Source organism: Mesorhizobium sp. WSM3868 (assembly GCF_002294785.1).
Lineage (GTDB): Bacteria > Pseudomonadota > Alphaproteobacteria > Rhizobiales > Rhizobiaceae > Mesorhizobium.
In genome coordinates this window covers 40853-59381 of sequence record NZ_NSGB01000024.1, presented here as the reverse complement: position 1 = coordinate 59381, position 18529 = coordinate 40853, and the positions used below count along the sequence as shown (strand labels likewise).

The following is an 18529-nucleotide window of genomic DNA, read 5'->3' as shown; positions in this document are numbered from 1 at the left end:
GAAGGAACCTCGTCATGATCTTCGACAACCTCGTCACCCGCGCTCGCACCAACCTCGCCAAGCGCCGCCACTACAATCGTCTCGTCGCAGAAATCGAGAACCTGTCGAGCCGCGATCTCGCCGATCTGCGTGCCGACCGCTCCGAGATGCTCTACCAGATCCACAAGCAGATCTACGGTTGAGTCCGAGGCCGGTCGAGCCGGCCTTTGCGCCGCGTCGCTTCGCGCCTTGCTTCGCCATGGATGACGACGCAAGGGGCCGCCTAACCCGAAGCCGCCAGGGCCTTCTCGATCTGCGGCAACAGCAAATCCTTCGCCGATTCCGGCGTCAGCGGCCCGACATGCTTGTAGGCAATCTTGCCGTCCTTGCCGATGACGAAGGTCTCCGGCACGCCGTAGACGCCCCAGTCGATCGCCGCGCGCCCGACCGGATCGACGCCGATCGCCTGGTAGGGATTGCCGAGATCGCCAAGGAAGCGACGGGCGTTTGCCGGCTCGTCCTTGTAGTTCAGCGCGGCAAGCGTGAACCGCTTGTCCTGCGACAACGCCAAAAGCACCGGATGCTCTTCCCGGCACGGCGCGCACCATGATGCGAAGACGTTGACCAGCGTCACCTTGCCGGCGAAGTATTTGGAGTCCAGCCCCGGCAGGTTCGAGCCTTCGAGCGGCGGCAGGTTCGTCTGCGGCGCCGGCAGGCCGATCAGGGCCGAGGGAATTTCAGACTCGTCGCGGCCGGACAAAAGCTGCGACAGGAACAACCCCGCCAAGCCCAGGAAAACCAGCAGCGGAAGCAGCACGAACAGGCGGCGACGGGGCGACGCCGGGGCTCCGGTTTCCGCGCTCACGGCTTCGCCGTCCCGGCCTTGTCGGAGCGCCGCCGCACGCCGGCCGCGTCGAGCGCCGCGAGCTCACGCTTGCGCGCCCGCCGGTCAATCAGGATCCAGCCGATCAGCCCGACGAGCACGATCGCGCTGATGGCATAGGCGGCGGCGACATAGAGAGCATGCGCGCTCATATCAGCCGCTCCATCTGCGCACCTTCCGCGCCTGCCATGCCAATCCGTTCGACCATGCCTTCCCTTAACTCTGCGTCACATGCCGCGCAATCAGGCGCGGCGCCGCAGCTGAGAAACGCCCCAGCGCCTCAATCCGTCCCGTGCCGCAACGCCAGAGCCGCGGCCAGCGGTCCGACCACGGCAAGAAACAGCGTCAGCGCGGCAAGAATGAGGAAGGGCTGCAGGAACGGCGCGGGATCGGCCACCGCGCCGTAGCTCGCCGAGACGCCGAAGATCAGCACCGGAATGGTGAGCGGCAGCACCAGCACGGAGATCAAGAGCCCGCCGCGCGGCAGCGCCACAGCCACGGCCGCTCCGGCGGCGCCGATGAAGGTTATGGCCGGCGTGCCGACAAGAAGCGTAAATGCCGTCGCGCCGATACCGAGCGGCTCCATGTTCATGAACAGGCCGAGCAAAGGTGCCGCGATCACCAGCGGCAGCACGCTGCCCGCCCAATGCGCCAGACACTTGGTCAGCACCGTCAACGCCAGCATGTGACGGTCGCTGTTGAGCACCAGAAGATCGAGCGAGCCGTCCTCGCGGTCGGCCTGGAAGAGGCGATCGAGCCCGAGCAGGCAGGCGAGCAGGGCGGCGATCCACAGGATCGCCGGACCGATGCGCGACAACAGGTTGAGGTCGGGCCCGACGCCGAACGGGATTGTGGCAATCACCGCCAGGAAGAAGATGACGCCGATCAGCGCGCCGCCGCCGGCGCGGATGGAGAGGCGGATATCGCGGAGGAAGAGGGCTAGCATGACTTGGTATGCCTTCGCCCAGGGGTGCCTCGCGCCGACATCAGTCACCCATCCTCAACGTCTTGGCTCCCTCGAGCCCGAGCGGCAAATGCGTGGCCGCCACGATGATGCCTCCCTCTCGGCAATGCCCTCTCATCAATCCCGCGAATCGTTCCTCCGAAGCCTTGTCCAGCCCTGCGGTCGGTTCGTCGAGCAGCCAGACCGGCCGGCGGCTGACCAGGAGCTTCGCGATCGAGGCGCGCCGCCTTTGCCCGGTCGAAAGGTAGCCGAACGGCAGGTGCCCGAGCCCGTCCAGTCCGACCGTCTCCAGCGCCTGCCCCACGCTCAAACCAGCCTCGCCCTGGAAGGCGCGCCAGAAGCCCAGGTTTTCTTCGACGCTGAGGGCGGTCTTCATCGCATTGAGATGGCCGAGATAGTGCGAGGCCGAAGCGACCGATGGAAACTCGTCGCCGCCGCCCTCGACATTCACCTTGCCTTCGGCCGGCGGCAGCAAGCCGGCGACGACCCGCAAAAGGGTCGATTTGCCGGCGCCGTTCGGCCCGGTGACGACGAGTGCCTCGCCCCTGTCGAGGGCGAATTCGATGCCGGAAAAAACCGTCTCGCCGCCGCGCTCGCCGCCCAGATTTTCGGCGATCAGCCGCATCATTGCCCGTCCCGAAAGCACCGTTTCGCGGCCGCCGCCGCATCGCACAAATTTGCTTTTCGACTGTCTAGAACTATTCCAGAAAATTCTCTATATGCGGTTCATCCGTGCCAGCGGTCGGCGCGGGAACAGAACTAGCGCCGAACCAGCGCACGCGCCGCCTTCAACGGCTCGGGTTGCTCGGGAGCGGACAGCGGAAATGGCCGTACCCGCACCTTTGCGCGTGATTGCATGCCAACGGCGTCCGTTCCCTTTCAGGCTGAACAGACAAGGACGGATCGCCGTGACGAAATCCCTCGATAGTTTCAACTGCCGCCGCACCCTGACCGTGGGTGGCGCGGACTATGTCTATTTCGACCTCGCAGAGGCGGAGAAAAACGGCCTTGGCGGCATTGCCCAGCTGCCCTATTCGATGAAGGTGCTGCTGGAGAACCTGCTGCGCAACGAAGACGGCCGCTCGGTCACCAAGGAAAGCATCCAGGCGGTCGCGGCATGGCTCACCGACAAGGGCACTGCCGGTGTCGAGATCGCCTACCGCCCGGCCCGCGTGCTGATGCAGGATTTCACCGGCGTTCCGGCCGTTGTCGATCTCGCGGCCATGCGCGACGGCATCAGGGCGCTCGGCGGCGATCCGGAGAAGATCAACCCGCTGGTGCCGGTGGATCTCGTCATCGACCACTCCGTCATCGTCGACGAATTCGGCACGCCGATGGCCTTCGCCCGCAATGTCGAGCTCGAATATGAGCGCAACGAGGAGCGCTACAAGTTCCTGAAGTGGGGCCAGCAGGCCTTCCGCAACTTCCGCGTCGTGCCGCCGGGCACCGGCATCTGCCATCAGGTCAATCTCGAATATCTGGGACAGGTCGTGTGGACCAACGCGGAAGAGGGCGAGACCACAGCCTATCCCGACACCTGTGTCGGCACCGATTCGCACACGACCATGATCAACGGCCTGGGCGTGCTCGGCTGGGGCGTCGGCGGCATCGAGGCCGAGGCCGCAATGCTTGGCCAGCCGGTCTCCATGCTTCTTCCGGAGGTGATCGGCTTCCGCCTCACCGGCAAGCTCAAGGAAGGCGTCACCGCCACCGACCTCGTGCTCACCGTCACCCAGATGCTGCGCAAGAAGGGCGTCGTCGGCAAGTTCGTCGAGTTCTTCGGCCCAGGCCTCTCCAACATGACGCTGGCCGACCGCGCCACCATCGGCAACATGGCGCCGGAATATGGCGCCACCTGCGGCTTCTTCCCGGTCGATAGCGAGACCATCCGCTATCTGACGATGTCGGGCCGCGAGGAAAGCCGCATCGCGCTGGTCGAGGCCTATTCCAAAGCGCAGGGCATGTGGCGCGACGCCGGCTCGGCCGATCCGGTCTTTACCGATCTGCTCGAGCTCGATCTCGGCGACGTCGTGCCGTCGATGGCCGGCCCGAAGCGCCCGGAAGGCCGCGTCGCGCTGCAGGACATTCCCGCCGGCTTCGCCAAGGCGATGGAGACCGAGTATAAAAAGGCCGTCGAGATCTCGAAGCGTTACGCCGTCGAAGGCACGGCTCACGATCTCGGCCATGGCGACGTCGTGATCGCCGCCATCACTTCGTGCACCAACACCTCCAACCCGAGCGTCTTGATCGGCGCCGGCCTCTTGGCTCGCAACGCCAACCGGCGCGGCCTGAAGCAGAAGCCGTGGGTGAAGACCTCGCTGGCGCCGGGAAGCCAGGTGGTCGCCGAATATCTTGAGAAATCCGGCCTGCAGAAGGAACTCGACCAGATCGGCTTCAACCTGGTCGGCTTCGGCTGCACCACCTGCATCGGCAATTCCGGCCCGCTGCCGGCGCCGATCTCCAAGATCATCAACGACAAAGGTTTGATCGCTGCCGCGGTGTTGTCCGGCAACCGCAACTTCGAAGGCCGGGTTTCTCCGGACGTCCAGGCGAACTATCTCGCCTCGCCGCCGCTGGTGGTGGCGCATGCGCTGGCCGGCACCGTCACCAAGGACCTCACCACCGAGCCGCTCGGCGAGGGCAGCGACGGCAAACCGGTCTATCTCAAGGAGATCTGGCCGACCTCGGCCGAGATCCAGGAGTTCATCGAGAAGAACGTCACGCGCGAGCTTTTCGCCCGCAAATATGCCGACGTCTTCAAGGGCGACGAATATTGGCAGAAGGTGAAGGCGCCGGAAGGCCAGACCTATGCCTGGGACGATCATTCGACCTATGTGCAGAACCCGCCTTATTTCGCCGGCATGGGCCGCGCCTTCGGCAAGGTCGGCGACATCAAGGGCGCGCGCGTGCTTGGTCTCTTCGGCGACAAGATCACCACCGATCACATCTCGCCGGCCGGCTCGATCAAGGCGGCTTCGCCGGCAGGCAAGTACCTCACCGAGCACGGCGTCGGCGTCGCCGACTTCAACCAGTACGGCACGCGGCGCGGCAATCATGAGGTGATGATGCGCGGCACCTTCGCCAACATCCGCATCCGCAACCACATGCTGGGCGAGAACGGCCGCGAAGGCGGCTACACGATCCACTATCCCTCGAAGGAGGAGATGTCGATCTACGATGCGGCCATGGAATACAAGAAGGAAGGCGTGCCGCTGGTCATCTTCGCCGGCGTCGAATATGGCAACGGCTCCTCGCGCGACTGGGCGGCCAAGGGAACCAACCTCCTTGGTGTCCGCGCCGTCATCGCCCAGTCCTTCGAGCGCATCCACCGCTCGAACCTGGTCGGCATGGGGGTCATCCCCTTCGTCTTCGAGGACGGCACCTCATGGGCTTCCCTCAACCTCAAAGGCGACGAGCTGGTCGAGATCGACGGCCTGGATGCCATCAAGCCGCGCCAGAAGATGACGGCCAAGGTCACCTATGGCGACGGTACGCTGAAGAACGTGCCGATCATCTGTCGCATCGATACGCTGGACGAACTCGACTACTTCAAGAACGGCGGCATCCTGCAATACGTGCTGCGCGATTTGGCTGCGTAGCGACAGGGAATAGGCGGTAGGCATAGGCAAGGGGAGATTTTCCCACTGCCTGGTGCCTGCTGACGTCGTAGTTAAACTGCGGCAGGCCAAGCATTCTCCGGCCCGGCTCAAAGTCCAAGTCCGATTGGCGCGCAATAGAAATCCTCCGGAGCAGCAAACTTACCCCTTCGCGGCGATGCGGTCCCGAAATCGAACCGGGTCGAAGAATGCAGTGGCCCCTCCTGTCGCCGCCTTACCTGCGGTCGGCGACAAAATTTCACCGCAACGTGACTTCCCGTTGACTGTCCGTTCTGCCACATATTTTAGCAACCAGAACAAGGCCGGCGTGACCGGCGGGAATCGGAACGGTCATGGCATTGCGAGGACCATTGCGGCTTACGGCAGTTGCGCTGGTCCTCACGGCGTTGAGCCGCGTGGCCGTGGCAGCCGAGCTTGAGAAAGTCGCGACCGGCAAGCCGCAGACTGAAAAGCCTTTGGGCGTCGTCGAGTTGTTCACCAGCCAGGGCTGCAGTTCCTGTCCGCCGGCCGATGAATTCTTCGCCGAGCTGGCGGCGAAGGAAAATGTCGTCGCGCTCGCTTATCACGTCAATTACTGGGACTACCTGGGCTGGCAGGACACGCTGAGCAACAAAGAGAACACCGAGCGGCAGTATGACTATATGCGCGCCTTCGGCAGCCGTTCGGTCTACACCCCGCAAGCCGTCATCAACGGCCGCAGCCATGTCAACGGCGCCAACCGCAAGGAGATAGACGGCGCGCTGGCCCGCATGGACAGGACCGGCGAGGGCATGCGGGTCGGCATCAAGGTGAGCCGCACCAGCGATCGGGTCATGATTGACGCCGGCGATGCCGGCAATGGGCCGACCGACGCCCATGTGGTGATCGTCTATTTCGATCCGCCGCAGATGGTGAAGATCGGCCAGGGCGAAAACAGCGGCCGCAACATGACCTATTGGAACGCCGTTTCCGACATCCAGATCGCTGGCATGTGGAACGGCAAGGCGCAGCGCTACGAGCTGCCGATGACGGAGATTGCGAAGAAGGGCGGCTGTGCCGTGCTGCTGCAGTCCGTCGGCAAGGACGGCGTCCCGGGACCGATTCTCGGCGCCGCGCTCATCCGCAAGCCTGACCGGCTCTGACGGCTCCGCTGACAAAACCTGATCGCCGACGAAAGCCGGCCGGGGCCCACGAAGCAGAGCATCCATGGCAAAGCGACCCGAGCCGCACCCGATTCTCCTGACGACGCGGCTACGCCTGCGTCAGTTCAGGGCTGAGGACACGGATGCGATGCACGAATGCTTTGCCGACCCGGAGGCGATGCGGTTTTGGAACGCACCAGTCCACACCAAGCGGACCGAGACCGAGCGCACCGTGCTCAGATATGTCGCCTGCACTCCGTCCTACCATCGGCACTGGGCGGTCGCCGACATTGAGACTGACCGCTGCCTCGGCCTCGTCAGCTATCACGATGGCCACATCCGCAACAAGCGTGCGGCCATCGGCTATTTCATCAACCCCGCATATCAGAGCCGGGGCATGGCCACCGAGGCTGTCTCGGCGATGCTCGACTTCTGTTTCGACGATCTCGGCCTGCACCGTCTGCAGGCGTTCATCGATCCCAACAACACCCCGTCGCGCAAATTGGTCGAGAAACTCGGATTCGGGCGCGAAGGCCTACTGCGCGATCATCTGTGTGTCGGCGGCATCTGGCGCGATGAGATCCTGTATGCGCTCCTTAGGACTGGTCGCTCATCCAGCGCAGCGGTTCCAGCTCTCATTCCCTGATCGTGCATTGTGATGACGCCCGCCTGGCCGCGAGACAGGGGCCGGCGGGCCAGAGCGGACAGGCATGGCAAAACCGGCGTCAGCTTGCTTCTGACGCCGGTTATTCAGGTTTTGGGATCGTCGCACCTGATTTTTCCAAGGAAAAACCGAGGTTGGTTCGATCCGACGCTGACCCGTGGGCGGGGGGCTTGGGGTTTACGAGCCGGTGCCGGACCGAACCGTCTCAGGCAACGCGGCTAAACTCGTCGGACATTGGGGCATGAGCGCGGATAATTTGTGGCGACAATGTGGCAGAGCATCACCAATTCCAACACGCGTTTTGCAAACGTGACTGGACCTTTCGGAAACGGCGGACCGCAAGCCTGCTTCGCCGGCCCTTGCAATTCGGCCGCGAAAGCGCGAACCTTGGCCGGCGCAAGATTCAATCGAAGGATCGCGGCATGACCGATCACAGCAGCGGGACGGAGGATGGGGAAGCATCCGGAATACTGATCCCGCTGCATGAGGCGCGCAGCGCACGCCTCGACCAGCCGGTGCGCTTCGACCGGCGCGAGCTCGACCAGATCCTAAGGCTTTACGGGCGCATGGTGGCGGCCAATGAATGGCGCGACTATGCGATCGACCATCTTTCCGATCGCGCTGTCTTTTCGGTCTTCCGCCGCGCCAGCGAAGTGCCGCTGTTCCAGATCGTCAAGGACCCGAAATTGGCGCGCCGACAGGGCGCCTTCGCCGTCATCGCCGCCGGCGGACGCATCCTCAAGCGCGGTCAGGAACTCGGCCGCGTGCTCGGCGTATTCGATCCCAAGCTGAAGCTGGTCGAAGCTTAACTATCCGCTTTGCCGCGAAATCTTCGCTCCGGCAGTGACTCCGGATCCGGCGGCAGTTCCGCGCCGCCGTTGAGCGGCAGCTGCATGAACACGGTGTCCAGCCAGCGCCCATGCTTGTAGCCCGAGCCTTCCAGGCGCCCGGAGTGACGAAAGCCGAGCCTCTCGTGCAGCCGCACCGAGGCGCTGTCGGCATGGCCGTCGCCGATCACCGCGATGATCTGGCGAAAGCCGGCCAGGCGCACCGCCTCGATGAGCGCCAGCATCAGCAGGAGGCCGATGCCCTGGCCCTTGGCCTCGGGCGCCACATAGACCGAGTCCTCGACGGTGAAGCGATAGGCGGGCCGGGGCCGGAACGGTCCGACATAGGCGTAGCCGAGCACGACGCCGTCCCTTTCAGCCACAAGATAGGGAAAGCCGCCTCGTGCCAAGCTGTCGAATCGATTGCCCATTTCGGCGCGGCTGGGCGGCTCCAGTTCGTAGCTCGCGGTGCCGTGCGTGACCGCGTCCGCATAGATTTCGGTGATTCGGTCGAGTTCGGCGGCAGTAGCGGCTCTGATCGCGAGATTGCTCATAATTTGTGCAGTTCGTCCTGTTGCTTCAATAACAGCAGAGGAGCATACAAAAGGAAAGGGCGGCCGTTGGGCCGCCCTTTCCGAAGTCTATGGTCCAGCCGGACGGCTACCGTTTAGCGGCGGTCGCCCATGAACTGCAGCAGGAACATGAACAGGTTGATGAAGTCGAGATAGAGCTGCAGCGCGCCCATGATCGCTTTGCGGCCGGCGACATCCGCGACGTCACCCTCGAAATACATCTCCTTGATGCGCTGCGTGTCGTAGGCGGTGAGGCCCGCGAACACCAGCACGCCGATCGCCGAAATGGCGAAGGCCAGCGCCGACGACGCCAGGAAGATGTTGATGACCATCGCGATCAGCAGCCCGATCACGCCCATGATCAGGAACGAGCCGAACGCGCTCAGGTCGCGCCTGGTCGTGTAGCCGTAGAGCGACAGGCCGCCGAAGGCCGCGGCCGTGGCGAAGAAGGTCTGGGTGATGCTGGTGCCGGTGTAGACGAGGAAGATCGTCGACAGCGACAGGCCGACAAGGCCGGCATAAACCCAGAACGTGGTCTGCGCTGCAGCCACGCTCATCGATTGGATCCTGAAGGACAGGAACATCACGGCAGCGAGAGGCGCCAGGATAACGACCCAGCGGAACGCGCTAGCATAGATGAGTTGGCCGAAGGCGGTGAGCTGGCCGTCGCCGGTGACGGCCAGCTGGAATGCGCCCCAGGCGGCAATGCCTGTGATGAGCAGGCCAAGCCCCATCAGGTTATAGACTTTGATCATATAGGCCCGCAGGCCCTGATCGATATCGACGCGCGCGCCGGAGGCGGCGGACGTCTGGTAGTTGCGAATGGGATCAGCCATTGGAAATCCTCTATTGCTTCTGCCCCGTCCGGTGACAGGTCCTTGGAGCGACCTCCTTGGACCAGGCGCCGCTGGCGGGACTCCAGCATGCCTAGCGCGAAATATGAGCGTTCTCGACCTCAAGAACAAGACGGTAACGAGCGGTAACGCTTCGTGAGAAGGCAAAAGCCCGATTTTCAGCCTTTCCCGCCGGCATTCTTACCAAGATTTAACGCAGACAGGCCACCGAAGGGCGCTGCCGGATCAAAGCTCGCGCAGCACCGGCGCCGCCTTGTGGCCAAGCACCCGCCAGGTGCCGGCAAGGCCGATGCCGACGGTGACGGCGAGCGAGACGAGGATCGTCGCCACCGCAACTTCCGGCATGAAGTGAGACGGCAGCGTCATGATGCGGGCCACCACGAACCATGCCGCGACGCCGCCCGCGGCAAGCGCGAACAGCGCGGTCGCAAGACCGATCAGCACATATTCCAGCGAGAAGGCCGCAATCAGCGTCCTCCTTGTCGCGCCGAGCGTCTTCAGCACCACCGCGTCGTGGATGCGCGCCCGGTTGCCGGCGGCCAAAGCACCGGAGAGCACCAGCACGGAGGCGATCAGCGCCACGCCGGCTGCGGCGCGGATCGCAGTGCCCAGCTGCGCGACCAGCCGGTTGACGATGTCGAGCGCGTCCTTGACCCTCACCGTCGTCACTGCCGGAAAGGCGCGGGTGACAGCGTTGAGCAGCCGCGCGTCGTCGGCCGTGGTGGCCTTTCTGTCGGTCAGCGTCGCCAGCCAGCCATGCGGCGCGCCGGCGAACGTATTGGGCGAGAAGATCATGACGAAATTGATACCCATGGTTTCCCACTCGACCTGGCGGAAGCTGGCTATTCTTGCCGTCACGTTGCGGCCGAGCACGTTGACCGTGACCGTGTCGCCGAGCTTCAGCCCGATCGCTTTGCCTTCCTCGGCCGAGAACGACACCAGCGGCTCGCCGGAATAGTGCTGCGGCCACCAGTTGCCTTCGGTCAGCGTAGCGTTTTCCGGCTGCTTTGCGTCATAGGTCAGCCCGCGGTCGCCGCGCAGCACCCAGGCGCCGTCGGCCGGGACCTTCACCTTGTCGACGGCGATGCCGTTGAGCGCCATGATGCGGCCGCGCAGCATCGGCACCTTGACCAGCATCCCTTGCGGCGCTTCCTTTTCAACCAGGCCGGCAAAGGCATCGACATCGCTGCTCTGGATGTCAACGAAGAAGAAGTTCGGCGCCCGCTCCGGCAGACTGCCGGAGATCTGGCGCCTGAGATTCCCGTCGATCAGCGCCAGCGTCACCAGCAGCGTCAGGCCGAGCCCGAGCGACAGCACCACCGATGGCGTCAGCGCGCCGGGCCGGTGGATATTGCCGAGCGCCAGCCTGAGAGAGACCGAGCGCAGCCGCGGGCTTCGCCGGGCCAGCCATTGGACCAGCGCCGCCACCAGCCGCAGCACCAGGAAGGCAAAGACGGTGGCGCCGACGAAGATCGAGGCGATGCGCCGATCGTCGGCGGAAAGGATGGCGAGCGCCGCCAGCGCGAGCACGATCGTCAGCGCGGCGCCGACATAGGGCAGGCGCGGCAGGCCGCGGCTTTCGAACCCCATCTCGCGAAAAAGCGCCGTTGCCGGCACGTCGCGGGCGCGGCCGAGCGGCAGCAGCGCGAAGGCCAGCGTCGCCAAAAGGCCGAACAGTGCCGCCATCGCAAGCGCGCCGGGATAAAAGCCGCCTTGCGCCGGCACCGGAATGACCGACTGCAGGAGCGCGCTCGCCACGAACGGCATTGCCGCACCCAGGATCAGGCCGAGCACGATGCCGAGCCCGGCAATCAAAAGGATCTGCACGAGATAGATGGCGAAGACGAAGCCCCCGGAGGCGCCGAGGCTCTTGAAGGTGGCGATGACGCCGCGCTTGCCGTCGAGATAGGCGCGGACCGCATTCGCCACGCCGACGCCGCCGACCACAAGCGCCGTCAGCCCGACCAGCGTCAGGAACTGCGAGAAGCGCTGGATGTTGGCGGAAAGCGCCGGGGCTGCGTTGCTGCGCGTGCGGATCGACCAGCCGGCCTGCGGAAAGTCTTTCGCCGCTTGGGCTTGAATGCCTTTGATCCGCGCCTCGCTCGCGCCATCGGGCAGTCGGATCTTATAGGCGTTCTCGACCAGGCTGCCGGGCTGAACCAGCCCTGACGCGACCAGCCCGTCGTCCGAAATCATCAGCCGCGGCGCGAAGCCGAAACCGTCGGAAATCGAGTCGGGTTCGCTGACCAATCGGGCCCTCAGCTCGAACGTTGCGCCGCCAAGCTTCAAGCGGTCGCCCATATGCAGATTGAGGCGATCGAACAAGAGAGCGGGCGCGGCGGCGCCGAAGATGCCGGATCTTTCGCCGAACAATTCATTCCTGGGCAGCTGCGGATCGGTCTCCAGCGTGCCGTAAAGCGGATAGGCGTCGTCGACCGCCTTGGCTTCGACCAGCGCCTGGTCGGAGCCGTCCTCGAGCCGCGCCATCGAGCGCATGCTGGAATTCAGCGAGACCGTGCCGAGGCTCTTGATGAAGCCGAGCTCGGCGTCCGAAGCGCTGCGCTGGTTGATCTGGAAGCGCAAGTCGCCGCCGAGCAGCGTCTGGCCCTGGTTGGCTACGCCGGCAGTAATCGCCTGCGCCACCGAATTAACGCCGCCGATCGCTGCGACGCCAAGCGCGATGCAGGCGAGGAAGATCATGAAGCCGGAGAGGCCGCCGCGCATCTCGCGCAGCGAGAAGCGCAGGGCAAGTTTCAAAGTCCGCATCAGGCCGGCACCCTAGCCTGTCTTGGCGCGTCCTCGATGCGTCCCGAGCGCATCGACACCTGGCGCGAGCAGCGGCCCGCAAGCGCCGGGTCATGCGTGACCAGCACCAGCGTCATGCCGCGCTCGGCCGCCTTGGCGAAGAGGAGGTCGGCGATCTGCTTTCCCGTCGCCTGGTCGAGGTTGCCGGTCGGCTCGTCGGCAATGAGGATGCGCGGCGAAGGCGCCAGGGCCCTGGCGATCGCCACGCGCTGCTGCTCGCCGCCCGAAAGCTCTCCCGGATAGTGCGTCACGCGGTCGCTCAAGCCGACCGCCGCGAGCTCCTGCGCGGCCACCCCGAACGGGTCGTTGTGCCCGGCGAGCTCCAGCGGCACCGCGACATTCTCGAGCGCCGTCATGTTGGGAATAAGGTGGAAGGACTGGAAGACAATGCCGATGTTTCGCCCCCGAAATGAAGCAATCTGGTCCTCGCTTCTGCCGTTGAGCAATTCTCCAGCGATCCGAACCGTGCCCGAATCGACCCTTTCCAGCCCGGCCAGAACCATCAGCAAGGTGGACTTGCCGGATCCCGACGGGCCGACGATCCCGGTGGCTTCGCCGGCGGCCACATCGAGGCTGACACCCTTCAGCACATGGACGGAGGAAGCGCCCTCGCCGAGCGTCAGCGAGACATCCCTCAATGCGATGACGGCTTCTGTCACAATGAATGCGCCCTATATGGTGGAAGAAGGAGGCAAAAAATGTCTCCTTTGCATGAATCGTGTCGGTCATATGGGGCTCGCCGCATGGCTTTCAAACACTCAGCTGCCGCAGCCCTCACTCTTCTCCTGGTGGTTTGCGGTGCCATTTCGCCGGCGCGCGCCGATACGTTCAAGATCGTCGGCTTCGGCGACAGCCTGATGGCGGGGTTCAGCCTTGGTCCCGATGAGGGCTTCACCGATAAATTGCAGGCGGCCTTGAAGGCAAAAGGCCTCGACGTCGCCGTCGGCAATGCCGGGGTTTCCGGCGACACCACAAGCGGCGGCCTCGCGCGGCTCGACTGGTCGGTGCCCGACGGCACCGGGCTCGTCATCCTTGAGCTCGGCGCCAACGACATGCTGCGCGGCGTCTCGCCCGAGATCGCCGAGAAAAATCTCGACGCTATGTTGGCCAAGTTGAAGCAACGGAACATCCCGGTGCTCCTGGCAGGCATGCTTGCAGCGCCCAATCTCGGCGCCGAGTACCAGAAGGCCTTCGACGCCATCTACCCGAAGCTTGCCGCGAAATACGCCGTTCCGCTCTATCCGTTTTTTCTTGATGGGGTCGCCGGCCACCCGGCCATGCAGCTGGAGGACGGTCTTCATCCCAACCCGAAGGGAATAGACGTCATGGTCAAAGGCATTCTACCGGTCGTGGAAAAGGCCATCGCCGCCAAGGGCGGCGCGTGATGAGACCAAAACGCCACGGTTTCCCCAGGGGAAAGCTTGTGGACAACAAACCGCTTGCCCCGCATGGCTATCGATGATTCGCTAGGGGCGAGAGTTTCGATTCGAGGACAGGAGGCTTCCCATGCCACGTCTTTTCACCGCCCTCGAAATTCCGCGTGATGCCGCGCTTTCACTCTCGCTGCTCCGGGGCGGCCTGCCCGGAGCCCGCTGGATCGACGTCGAAAACTATCATCTGACGCTGCGCTTCATCGGCGATGTGGAGGGCCATATCGCCGACGACATCGCCAATGCGCTCGATCGCGTCAACCGTCCCTCCTTCCCCCTGGCGCTCTCCGGCGTGGGCGCTTTCGGCGGCAAGAAGCCGCACGCCGTATGGGCCGGCGTGTCCGCCTCGCCGGACCTGGTGGCACTGCAGGGCGAGATCGACCGCATCTGCCAGCGGCTCGGCCTGCCGGCCGATCCGCGCAAATTCTCGCCGCATGTGACGCTCGCGCGCCTGCGCAATTCGAGCCCGGCGGATGTCGCGCAATATCTGTCGGCGCGCGGCAACTTTTCCACGCTGCCCTTCCGGGTCGGCCGCTTCGTCTTGATGTCGTCGCGCGGTTCGGTCGGCGGCGGCCCCTACATCGTCGAGGAAGCCTGGCCGCTGGTCGGCGCCGATCCGCTCGCTTCCAGCCGCTTCGCCAGCGCCTCCGACGCCTCGCGGATCATGCGGTAGACCGAAACGAAGGCCTGCTGGTCTTCGTAATAGGGGTCCGGCACATCGCGCGCATTTCCGCTGGCAAACTCCAGGAAGAGATGGATGCGGTGGCGCGCGGCCTGCGGCGCCAACGCCTTCAGATCGCGCACATTTGTCCGGTCCATGCCGAGAATCAGGTCGAAGCGCGAAAAATCGTCCAGCGCTATCCTGCGCGCCTTTTGCGCGGAAATGTCGATGCCGTGCCTTGTGGCAACCGCGATCGAACGCGGATCGGGCGCGGAGCCGACCTCCCAGCCGCTGGTCGCGGCCGAATCGAGAAGGATGTCCCGGCCTTCCCCGCGCTCGGTCCACACGGCGCGGAAGACGCCTTCGGCCAAGGGCGAGCGGCAGATGTTGCCGAGGCAGACGAACAGAATGGATTTTATGGGCTTTGCGCTCATCGATCCGGCGCTATGGTTGGATTACCTCCGAATAGCACGGGAACCCGACATGACCAGGGAAAAACTCAACAAGGAAGCGATCACTGCAGCGCTGGCGGAACTCGAAGGCTGGTCGCTGGCCGCCGACGGCGCCTCCATCAAGCGCAGCTTCGGCTTCAAGAACTTCTCCGAGGCCTTCGCCTTCATGACCCGCGTGGCGCTGGCCGCCGAGAAGATGGACCACCACCCGGACTGGTCGAACGTCTACAAGACCGTCGACGTCACGCTGAACACGCATGACGCCGGCGGCGTCACGGCGCTAGACATCGAACTGGCGAAGCGAATGAACCGCTATTTCGGCTGACGACTGCCGATAAGTCCGTTCCGATTTTCCGGGTCGGCAACGGTGGAGACTCTTGCAGGGGGGTGCCGCTTTCACCACATCTTCCGCGGTGGCCGCAACGCAAGCTGGCGCGTGGCCGAGGAGAGATTGATGGCGCAGGAATCCCGTTTCGATTTCTTTGGCTTCGGCGACAGGCTCGCCGGCGAAGGCGAGGTGCGCGAGAAGTTCTGGCGCACCGCCAAGAAGGCTGCCCGGCAGATACCGTTCATGGAGGAGGTGGTCGCCGCCTACTATTGCGCCATGGACAAGGACACGCCGCTGCGCACCAAGGGTACCCTGCTTGCCGCGCTCGGCTATTTCGTGCTGCCGGTGGATTTCATCCCCGACTTCGTACTCGGTCTCGGGTTCACCGATGACCTTGCCGTGCTTACCGCGGCGATCACCGCCGTCAGCGCCCATATCACCCCGGCGCACCGGCAGGCCGCCAGGGACGCCCTCGCCGACAAAGGTTGATCCTGGCTGACTTTTCGCCACAACGAAACCGCGAAACCGCCCGCGCGAAAAGACAAACTCTTGCCGCTTTCGTGCCCTCCAAGTTCGCGCCGGGACACGCGACCGCCGCGTGGAAGCGGCGGCGCGAATGGCGGCGGTTTCCTGGGGTGAGTTCCTTTTGTTGGGAAAAATTCACCGTTTGGTAACCCTGATTAAATCAAAATGAAGCGACGGCAGGACGCCATGCGGCCCGCCTCCGCACCATTTCGGAATACGGGAAGAACGATGCGCGGATTGATTGCTACAGTTTCCAGCCTGGTCCTGGCGGCCGCCTTCGCGGCGCCGGCGCTGGCGCAGCAGGCGACCAAGATCGGCCAGCACAACGCCTGGGGCACCTACAGCTATCAGTCGGCAGGCGGCAAGGTCTGTTATGTGCTGACGGTGCCGACCGACAAGCAGCCGCCGAAGCTCGACCATGGCGACATGTTCTTCTTCGTCAGCCAGCGGCCCGGGCAGCAGGTGTCCTATGAGCCGCAGTTCATCGCCGGCTACAACTTCCAGGAAGGCTCCAAGGCCACCGTCACCATCGACAAGAAGTCCTTCTCGATGTTCACCCGCGGCAAGTCGGCCTGGGTCGAGAACGCCGCTGAAGAGCCGGTGCTGATCGCCGCCATGAAGACGGGCACCGACATGAAGGTGCAGGCGAAGTCCGGCCGCGGCAACCCGACTTCCTACGTCTTTTCGCTGAAGGGCATCTCGGCCGCGCTGGCCTCGATCGCCAAGTGCAAATAGGCTGAGGCTCCCTTGGCGGAGGATAGCAATATCGAAGTCCGTGTTCCGCAAATGCGGCCAGGGACAAGCGACTAAGGCGACAGCGCCAAGCTCGCCATTCAGCCTTGCTGCTCGACGGCCCTGCGCCGCCTAATCGCCTCGGCGATGAACACGCGCGACAGCGCGTGATAGAGCGGCTCGTTGGAAATCAGCCGCGCCGTGCCGTAGCCGAGCATCGCCGCGCACATCAGCGCGATGACGTTGTCGTGGTTGCCGGTCATTTCGAGGATGATGACGAAGGCCGTCATCGGCGCCTGCACGACGCCGGCGAAATAGCCGGCCATGCCGAGCAGCGCGGCGAGGCCTGTCCCGGCGCCGAACGCCAGGCCAAGCGTGCTGCCGAGACCGGCGCCCACCGCCAGCGACGGCGCGAAGATGCCGCCCGGAATGCCCGACACCATCGACAGCACGCCGGCCGCGAATTTTTCCAGGAAGAAGAATGCGGGTAGCGGCGCGCCTTCAACGGCGCCGCGGGCCTGAGCGTAGCCGGTTCCGAAGGTAAGGCCGCCCGAGACGAGACCGATCGCGGCAACCGCCAGGCCGCAGATGCCTGCCACGAGCAGCGCGCGCCACAATGGCTGCAGGCCATTCCAGCGTCGGACGCGCCGCGTGATCCTCAGCGCCAACAGCGAAAACAGCGCGCCGAAGCCGCCGCCGATGACGCCGCAGGCAATCACCAGCGGCCAGTCGGTGGCGAAGGCCACCGTGCCCGTGGCGACGCCGAAATAGGTGTAGTTGCCGAGCAGGCCGAGCGAGGCGAGGCCGGCGAGGATCACCGCCGTCAGCACCAGCCCGTTGGTGCGCGACTCATAGGCGCGACCCATCTCCTCGATGGCGAAGACGATGCCGGCGAGCGGCGTGTTGAAGGCGGCGGCGACGCCGGCAGCCGAGCCGGCCAGGATCAGGCCGCGCGCCTGCGCCATGCCGCCCCAGCGCGCCGCCTGAAGCATGAGCGAGGCGCCAACCTGCACCGTCGGGCCCTCGCGGCCGATCGATCCGCCGCAGGCGAGACCGATGACGGTAAGCGCAACCTTGCCCGCTGCCAGGCGCAGCGAAAGAAGGTGGCCGCGATCCTCGTCATCGCGCAGGTGACGGGCGGCGATCGCCTGCGGAATGCCGCTGCCTTGCGATCCCGGAAAGAAGGAATGGGCAAGCCAGGCGCAAATCACGAAGCCGGCGGGCGTCATGACCAGCGGCAGATAAAAGCGCCAGCTGCCGCTATCGCCGCCGGTGACGACGTGGAACAGCGCCTGCGCCCGGTCGGCCAGCATGGCGAACAGCACGCTGATCAACCCGATCGAGATGGCGCCGGCCCAGAACACAAGGCGCGGCTGCCAGACGCGGCGCGACGCCCACATAGCCTGCGAGCGCCGCAGCATCGGGTATCTACGCGATATGCCGGCCATGCCTGTCCTCTGGGTGATGACCCGCCCCTAGCACATTGAGAGGGAGGATCAAGCCTGCGAGGTCAGGTCAGGTCGAGGCGAGCGACGAAAATCGGAGATCGAGGAGCCAGGGCAGGACCGCGGTTTGGATATCCCGCCGGCCTGCGCCGGCGGGCAGCAGGGCTGGCGAGTCCCACCATTCTCACATCGCCATCTTTTCACATTCGGCCTGGGCCTTCTTGCTCGACGTATCGATCATGTAGGCTTTGCCTTTGGCGTCGGTGATTATCATCATACAATGCTTGATCGGCTTCGCCATCTTCATCATTTCGGCGCTCATCTTGGCGTCAGGCATCATGGTGCCCATATGGCCGTCGGGCATGATCGCCGTCACTTGCCCACCCTTCATCATGGTCATCGTGCCCATCGTATCCTCGGCGAACGCCTGCGAGGCAAAAAGGCTTGCGAGACCGGCGATGGCAACAAGCTTGATCGAATGCATTCCGCGTACTCCCATTTCTGCAAGGGCATGGTCGCCCCTTTCAGGTTCGCGGGTGCGCTTCGAGCTGTTACGTCAACACGAATATGTGATCTCAGCCGGGGCGGGAATAGCGACACCGGCCGCCTGTGCCGCCGACATGACTCCGGTCGCAAGCTGTGCTATGCGCGCGTTTCATTTCAGGCACGA

21 protein-coding genes are annotated in these 18529 nt (G+C 64.5%); 10 read left to right on the top strand and 11 right to left on the bottom strand.

Annotated elements, in window-relative coordinates:
* The first annotated feature begins 14 nt into the window (after positions 1 to 14).
* Positions 15 to 182 (top strand): hypothetical protein, encoded by a 168-nt coding sequence (locus CK221_RS27215; RefSeq protein WP_082953829.1) that lies wholly within the window; start codon positions 15 to 17, stop codon positions 180 to 182.
* 80 nt (positions 183 to 262) lie between these two features.
* Here the strand turns inward: CK221_RS27215 and CK221_RS27210 are convergent, their stop codons facing one another.
* The 4 genes from CK221_RS27210 to ccmA form a co-directional block, all read right to left on the bottom strand.
* The gene (locus CK221_RS27210; RefSeq protein WP_095779957.1) at positions 263 to 844 is read right to left on the bottom strand and encodes a DsbE family thiol:disulfide interchange protein; all 582 of its coding nucleotides are present in this window, start codon (positions 842 to 844) and stop codon (positions 263 to 265) included.
* Positions 841 to 1014: a heme exporter protein CcmD gene (gene ccmD / locus CK221_RS27205; protein WP_095779956.1), complete on the bottom strand. Its 174-nt coding sequence runs from the start codon at positions 1012 to 1014 to the stop codon at positions 841 to 843. Before ccmD ends, CK221_RS27210 begins: the two co-directional genes overlap by 4 nt.
* A 128-nt stretch (positions 1015 to 1142) precedes the next feature.
* On the bottom strand, positions 1143 to 1808 hold the full coding sequence (gene ccmB, locus CK221_RS27200) for a heme exporter protein CcmB (RefSeq protein ID WP_095779955.1): 666 nt from the start codon (positions 1806 to 1808) through the stop codon (positions 1143 to 1145).
* A gap of 40 nt (positions 1809 to 1848) precedes the next feature.
* Complete coding sequence (ccmA, locus tag CK221_RS27195; protein WP_095779978.1) at positions 1849 to 2451, bottom strand: heme ABC exporter ATP-binding protein CcmA; 603 nt, start codon at positions 2449 to 2451, stop codon at positions 1849 to 1851.
* Between the two features lie 283 nt (positions 2452 to 2734).
* Between ccmA and acnA the strand changes: the two genes are divergently transcribed.
* The 4 genes from acnA (at position 2735) to CK221_RS27175 (ending at position 8037) form a co-directional block, all read left to right on the top strand.
* Positions 2735 to 5425, top strand: a complete 2691-nt coding sequence (acnA, locus tag CK221_RS27190) for an aconitate hydratase AcnA (protein WP_095779954.1) — start codon at positions 2735 to 2737, stop codon at positions 5423 to 5425.
* 350 nt (positions 5426 to 5775) lie between these two features.
* Complete coding sequence (locus tag CK221_RS27185) at positions 5776 to 6564, top strand: thioredoxin family protein (RefSeq protein WP_095779953.1); 789 nt, start codon at positions 5776 to 5778, stop codon at positions 6562 to 6564.
* 64 nt (positions 6565 to 6628) lie between these two features.
* Positions 6629 to 7210 (top strand): GNAT family protein, encoded by a 582-nt coding sequence (locus CK221_RS27180; protein WP_095779952.1) that lies wholly within the window; start codon positions 6629 to 6631, stop codon positions 7208 to 7210.
* 440 nt (positions 7211 to 7650) lie between these two features.
* Complete coding sequence (locus tag CK221_RS27175; protein WP_095779977.1) at positions 7651 to 8037, top strand: DUF2794 domain-containing protein; 387 nt, start codon at positions 7651 to 7653, stop codon at positions 8035 to 8037.
* Here CK221_RS27175 and CK221_RS27170 read toward each other — a convergent pair.
* The 4 genes from CK221_RS27170 to CK221_RS27155 all read right to left on the bottom strand — a co-directional run bounded on the left by CK221_RS27170 (position 8034) and on the right by CK221_RS27155 (position 12945).
* Positions 8034 to 8609, bottom strand: coding sequence for a GNAT family N-acetyltransferase (locus CK221_RS27170; RefSeq protein WP_095779951.1), 576 nt, complete (start codon positions 8607 to 8609; stop codon positions 8034 to 8036). The two genes, CK221_RS27175 and CK221_RS27170, sit on opposite strands and share 4 nt — an antisense overlap.
* Before the next feature lie 113 nt (positions 8610 to 8722).
* Positions 8723 to 9463, bottom strand: coding sequence for a Bax inhibitor-1/YccA family protein (locus CK221_RS27165; protein WP_067323688.1), 741 nt, complete (start codon positions 9461 to 9463; stop codon positions 8723 to 8725).
* Between the two features lie 243 nt (positions 9464 to 9706).
* Positions 9707 to 12247 carry an ABC transporter permease gene (locus tag CK221_RS27160; protein ID WP_095779950.1) on the bottom strand — a complete coding sequence of 847 codons (2541 nt, stop codon included), beginning with the start codon at positions 12245 to 12247 and terminating at the stop codon, positions 9707 to 9709.
* On the bottom strand, positions 12247 to 12945 hold the full coding sequence (locus tag CK221_RS27155) for an ABC transporter ATP-binding protein (protein ID WP_095779949.1): 699 nt from the start codon (positions 12943 to 12945) through the stop codon (positions 12247 to 12249). The genes CK221_RS27160 and CK221_RS27155 overlap by 1 nt, the downstream gene beginning before the upstream one ends.
* 84 nt (positions 12946 to 13029) lie before the next feature.
* Between CK221_RS27155 and CK221_RS27150 the strand changes: the two genes are divergently transcribed.
* Together CK221_RS27150 and thpR are read left to right on the top strand one after the other, a co-directional pair.
* Positions 13030 to 13671, top strand: a complete 642-nt coding sequence (locus CK221_RS27150) for an arylesterase (RefSeq protein ID WP_067323694.1) — start codon at positions 13030 to 13032, stop codon at positions 13669 to 13671.
* Between the two features lie 121 nt (positions 13672 to 13792).
* Complete coding sequence (thpR, locus tag CK221_RS27145) at positions 13793 to 14389, top strand: RNA 2',3'-cyclic phosphodiesterase (protein WP_095779948.1); 597 nt, start codon at positions 13793 to 13795, stop codon at positions 14387 to 14389.
* Here thpR and CK221_RS27140 read toward each other — a convergent pair.
* A complete protein-coding gene (locus tag CK221_RS27140; protein ID WP_095779947.1) occupies positions 14293 to 14811 on the bottom strand; it encodes a low molecular weight protein-tyrosine-phosphatase in 519 nt (172 codons plus the stop codon). The two genes, thpR and CK221_RS27140, sit on opposite strands and share 97 nt — an antisense overlap.
* Before the next feature lie 49 nt (positions 14812 to 14860).
* Here CK221_RS27140 and CK221_RS27135 point away from each other — a divergent pair, with 49 nt between their 5' ends.
* The 3 genes from CK221_RS27135 (at position 14861) to CK221_RS27125 (ending at position 16417) form a co-directional block, all read left to right on the top strand.
* A complete protein-coding gene (locus CK221_RS27135) occupies positions 14861 to 15154 on the top strand; it encodes a 4a-hydroxytetrahydrobiopterin dehydratase (protein ID WP_066991930.1) in 294 nt (97 codons plus the stop codon).
* Between the two features lie 129 nt (positions 15155 to 15283).
* Positions 15284 to 15646 carry a YkvA family protein gene (locus CK221_RS27130; RefSeq protein WP_066991933.1) on the top strand — a complete coding sequence of 121 codons (363 nt, stop codon included), beginning with the start codon at positions 15284 to 15286 and terminating at the stop codon, positions 15644 to 15646.
* 264 nt (positions 15647 to 15910) lie between these two features.
* Positions 15911 to 16417: an invasion associated locus B family protein gene (locus tag CK221_RS27125; RefSeq protein WP_066991787.1), complete on the top strand. Its 507-nt coding sequence runs from the start codon at positions 15911 to 15913 to the stop codon at positions 16415 to 16417.
* Between the two features lie 98 nt (positions 16418 to 16515).
* Here CK221_RS27125 and CK221_RS27120 read toward each other — a convergent pair whose 3' ends face one another.
* Both CK221_RS27120 and CK221_RS27115 read right to left on the bottom strand, forming a co-directional pair.
* The gene (locus CK221_RS27120) at positions 16516 to 17862 is read right to left on the bottom strand and encodes a chloride channel protein (protein WP_095779946.1); all 1347 of its coding nucleotides are present in this window, start codon (positions 17860 to 17862) and stop codon (positions 16516 to 16518) included.
* Between the two features lie 181 nt (positions 17863 to 18043).
* Positions 18044 to 18343 (bottom strand): hypothetical protein, encoded by a 300-nt coding sequence (locus CK221_RS27115; protein ID WP_095779945.1) that lies wholly within the window; start codon positions 18341 to 18343, stop codon positions 18044 to 18046.
* Positions 18344 to 18529 lie beyond the last annotated feature (186 nt).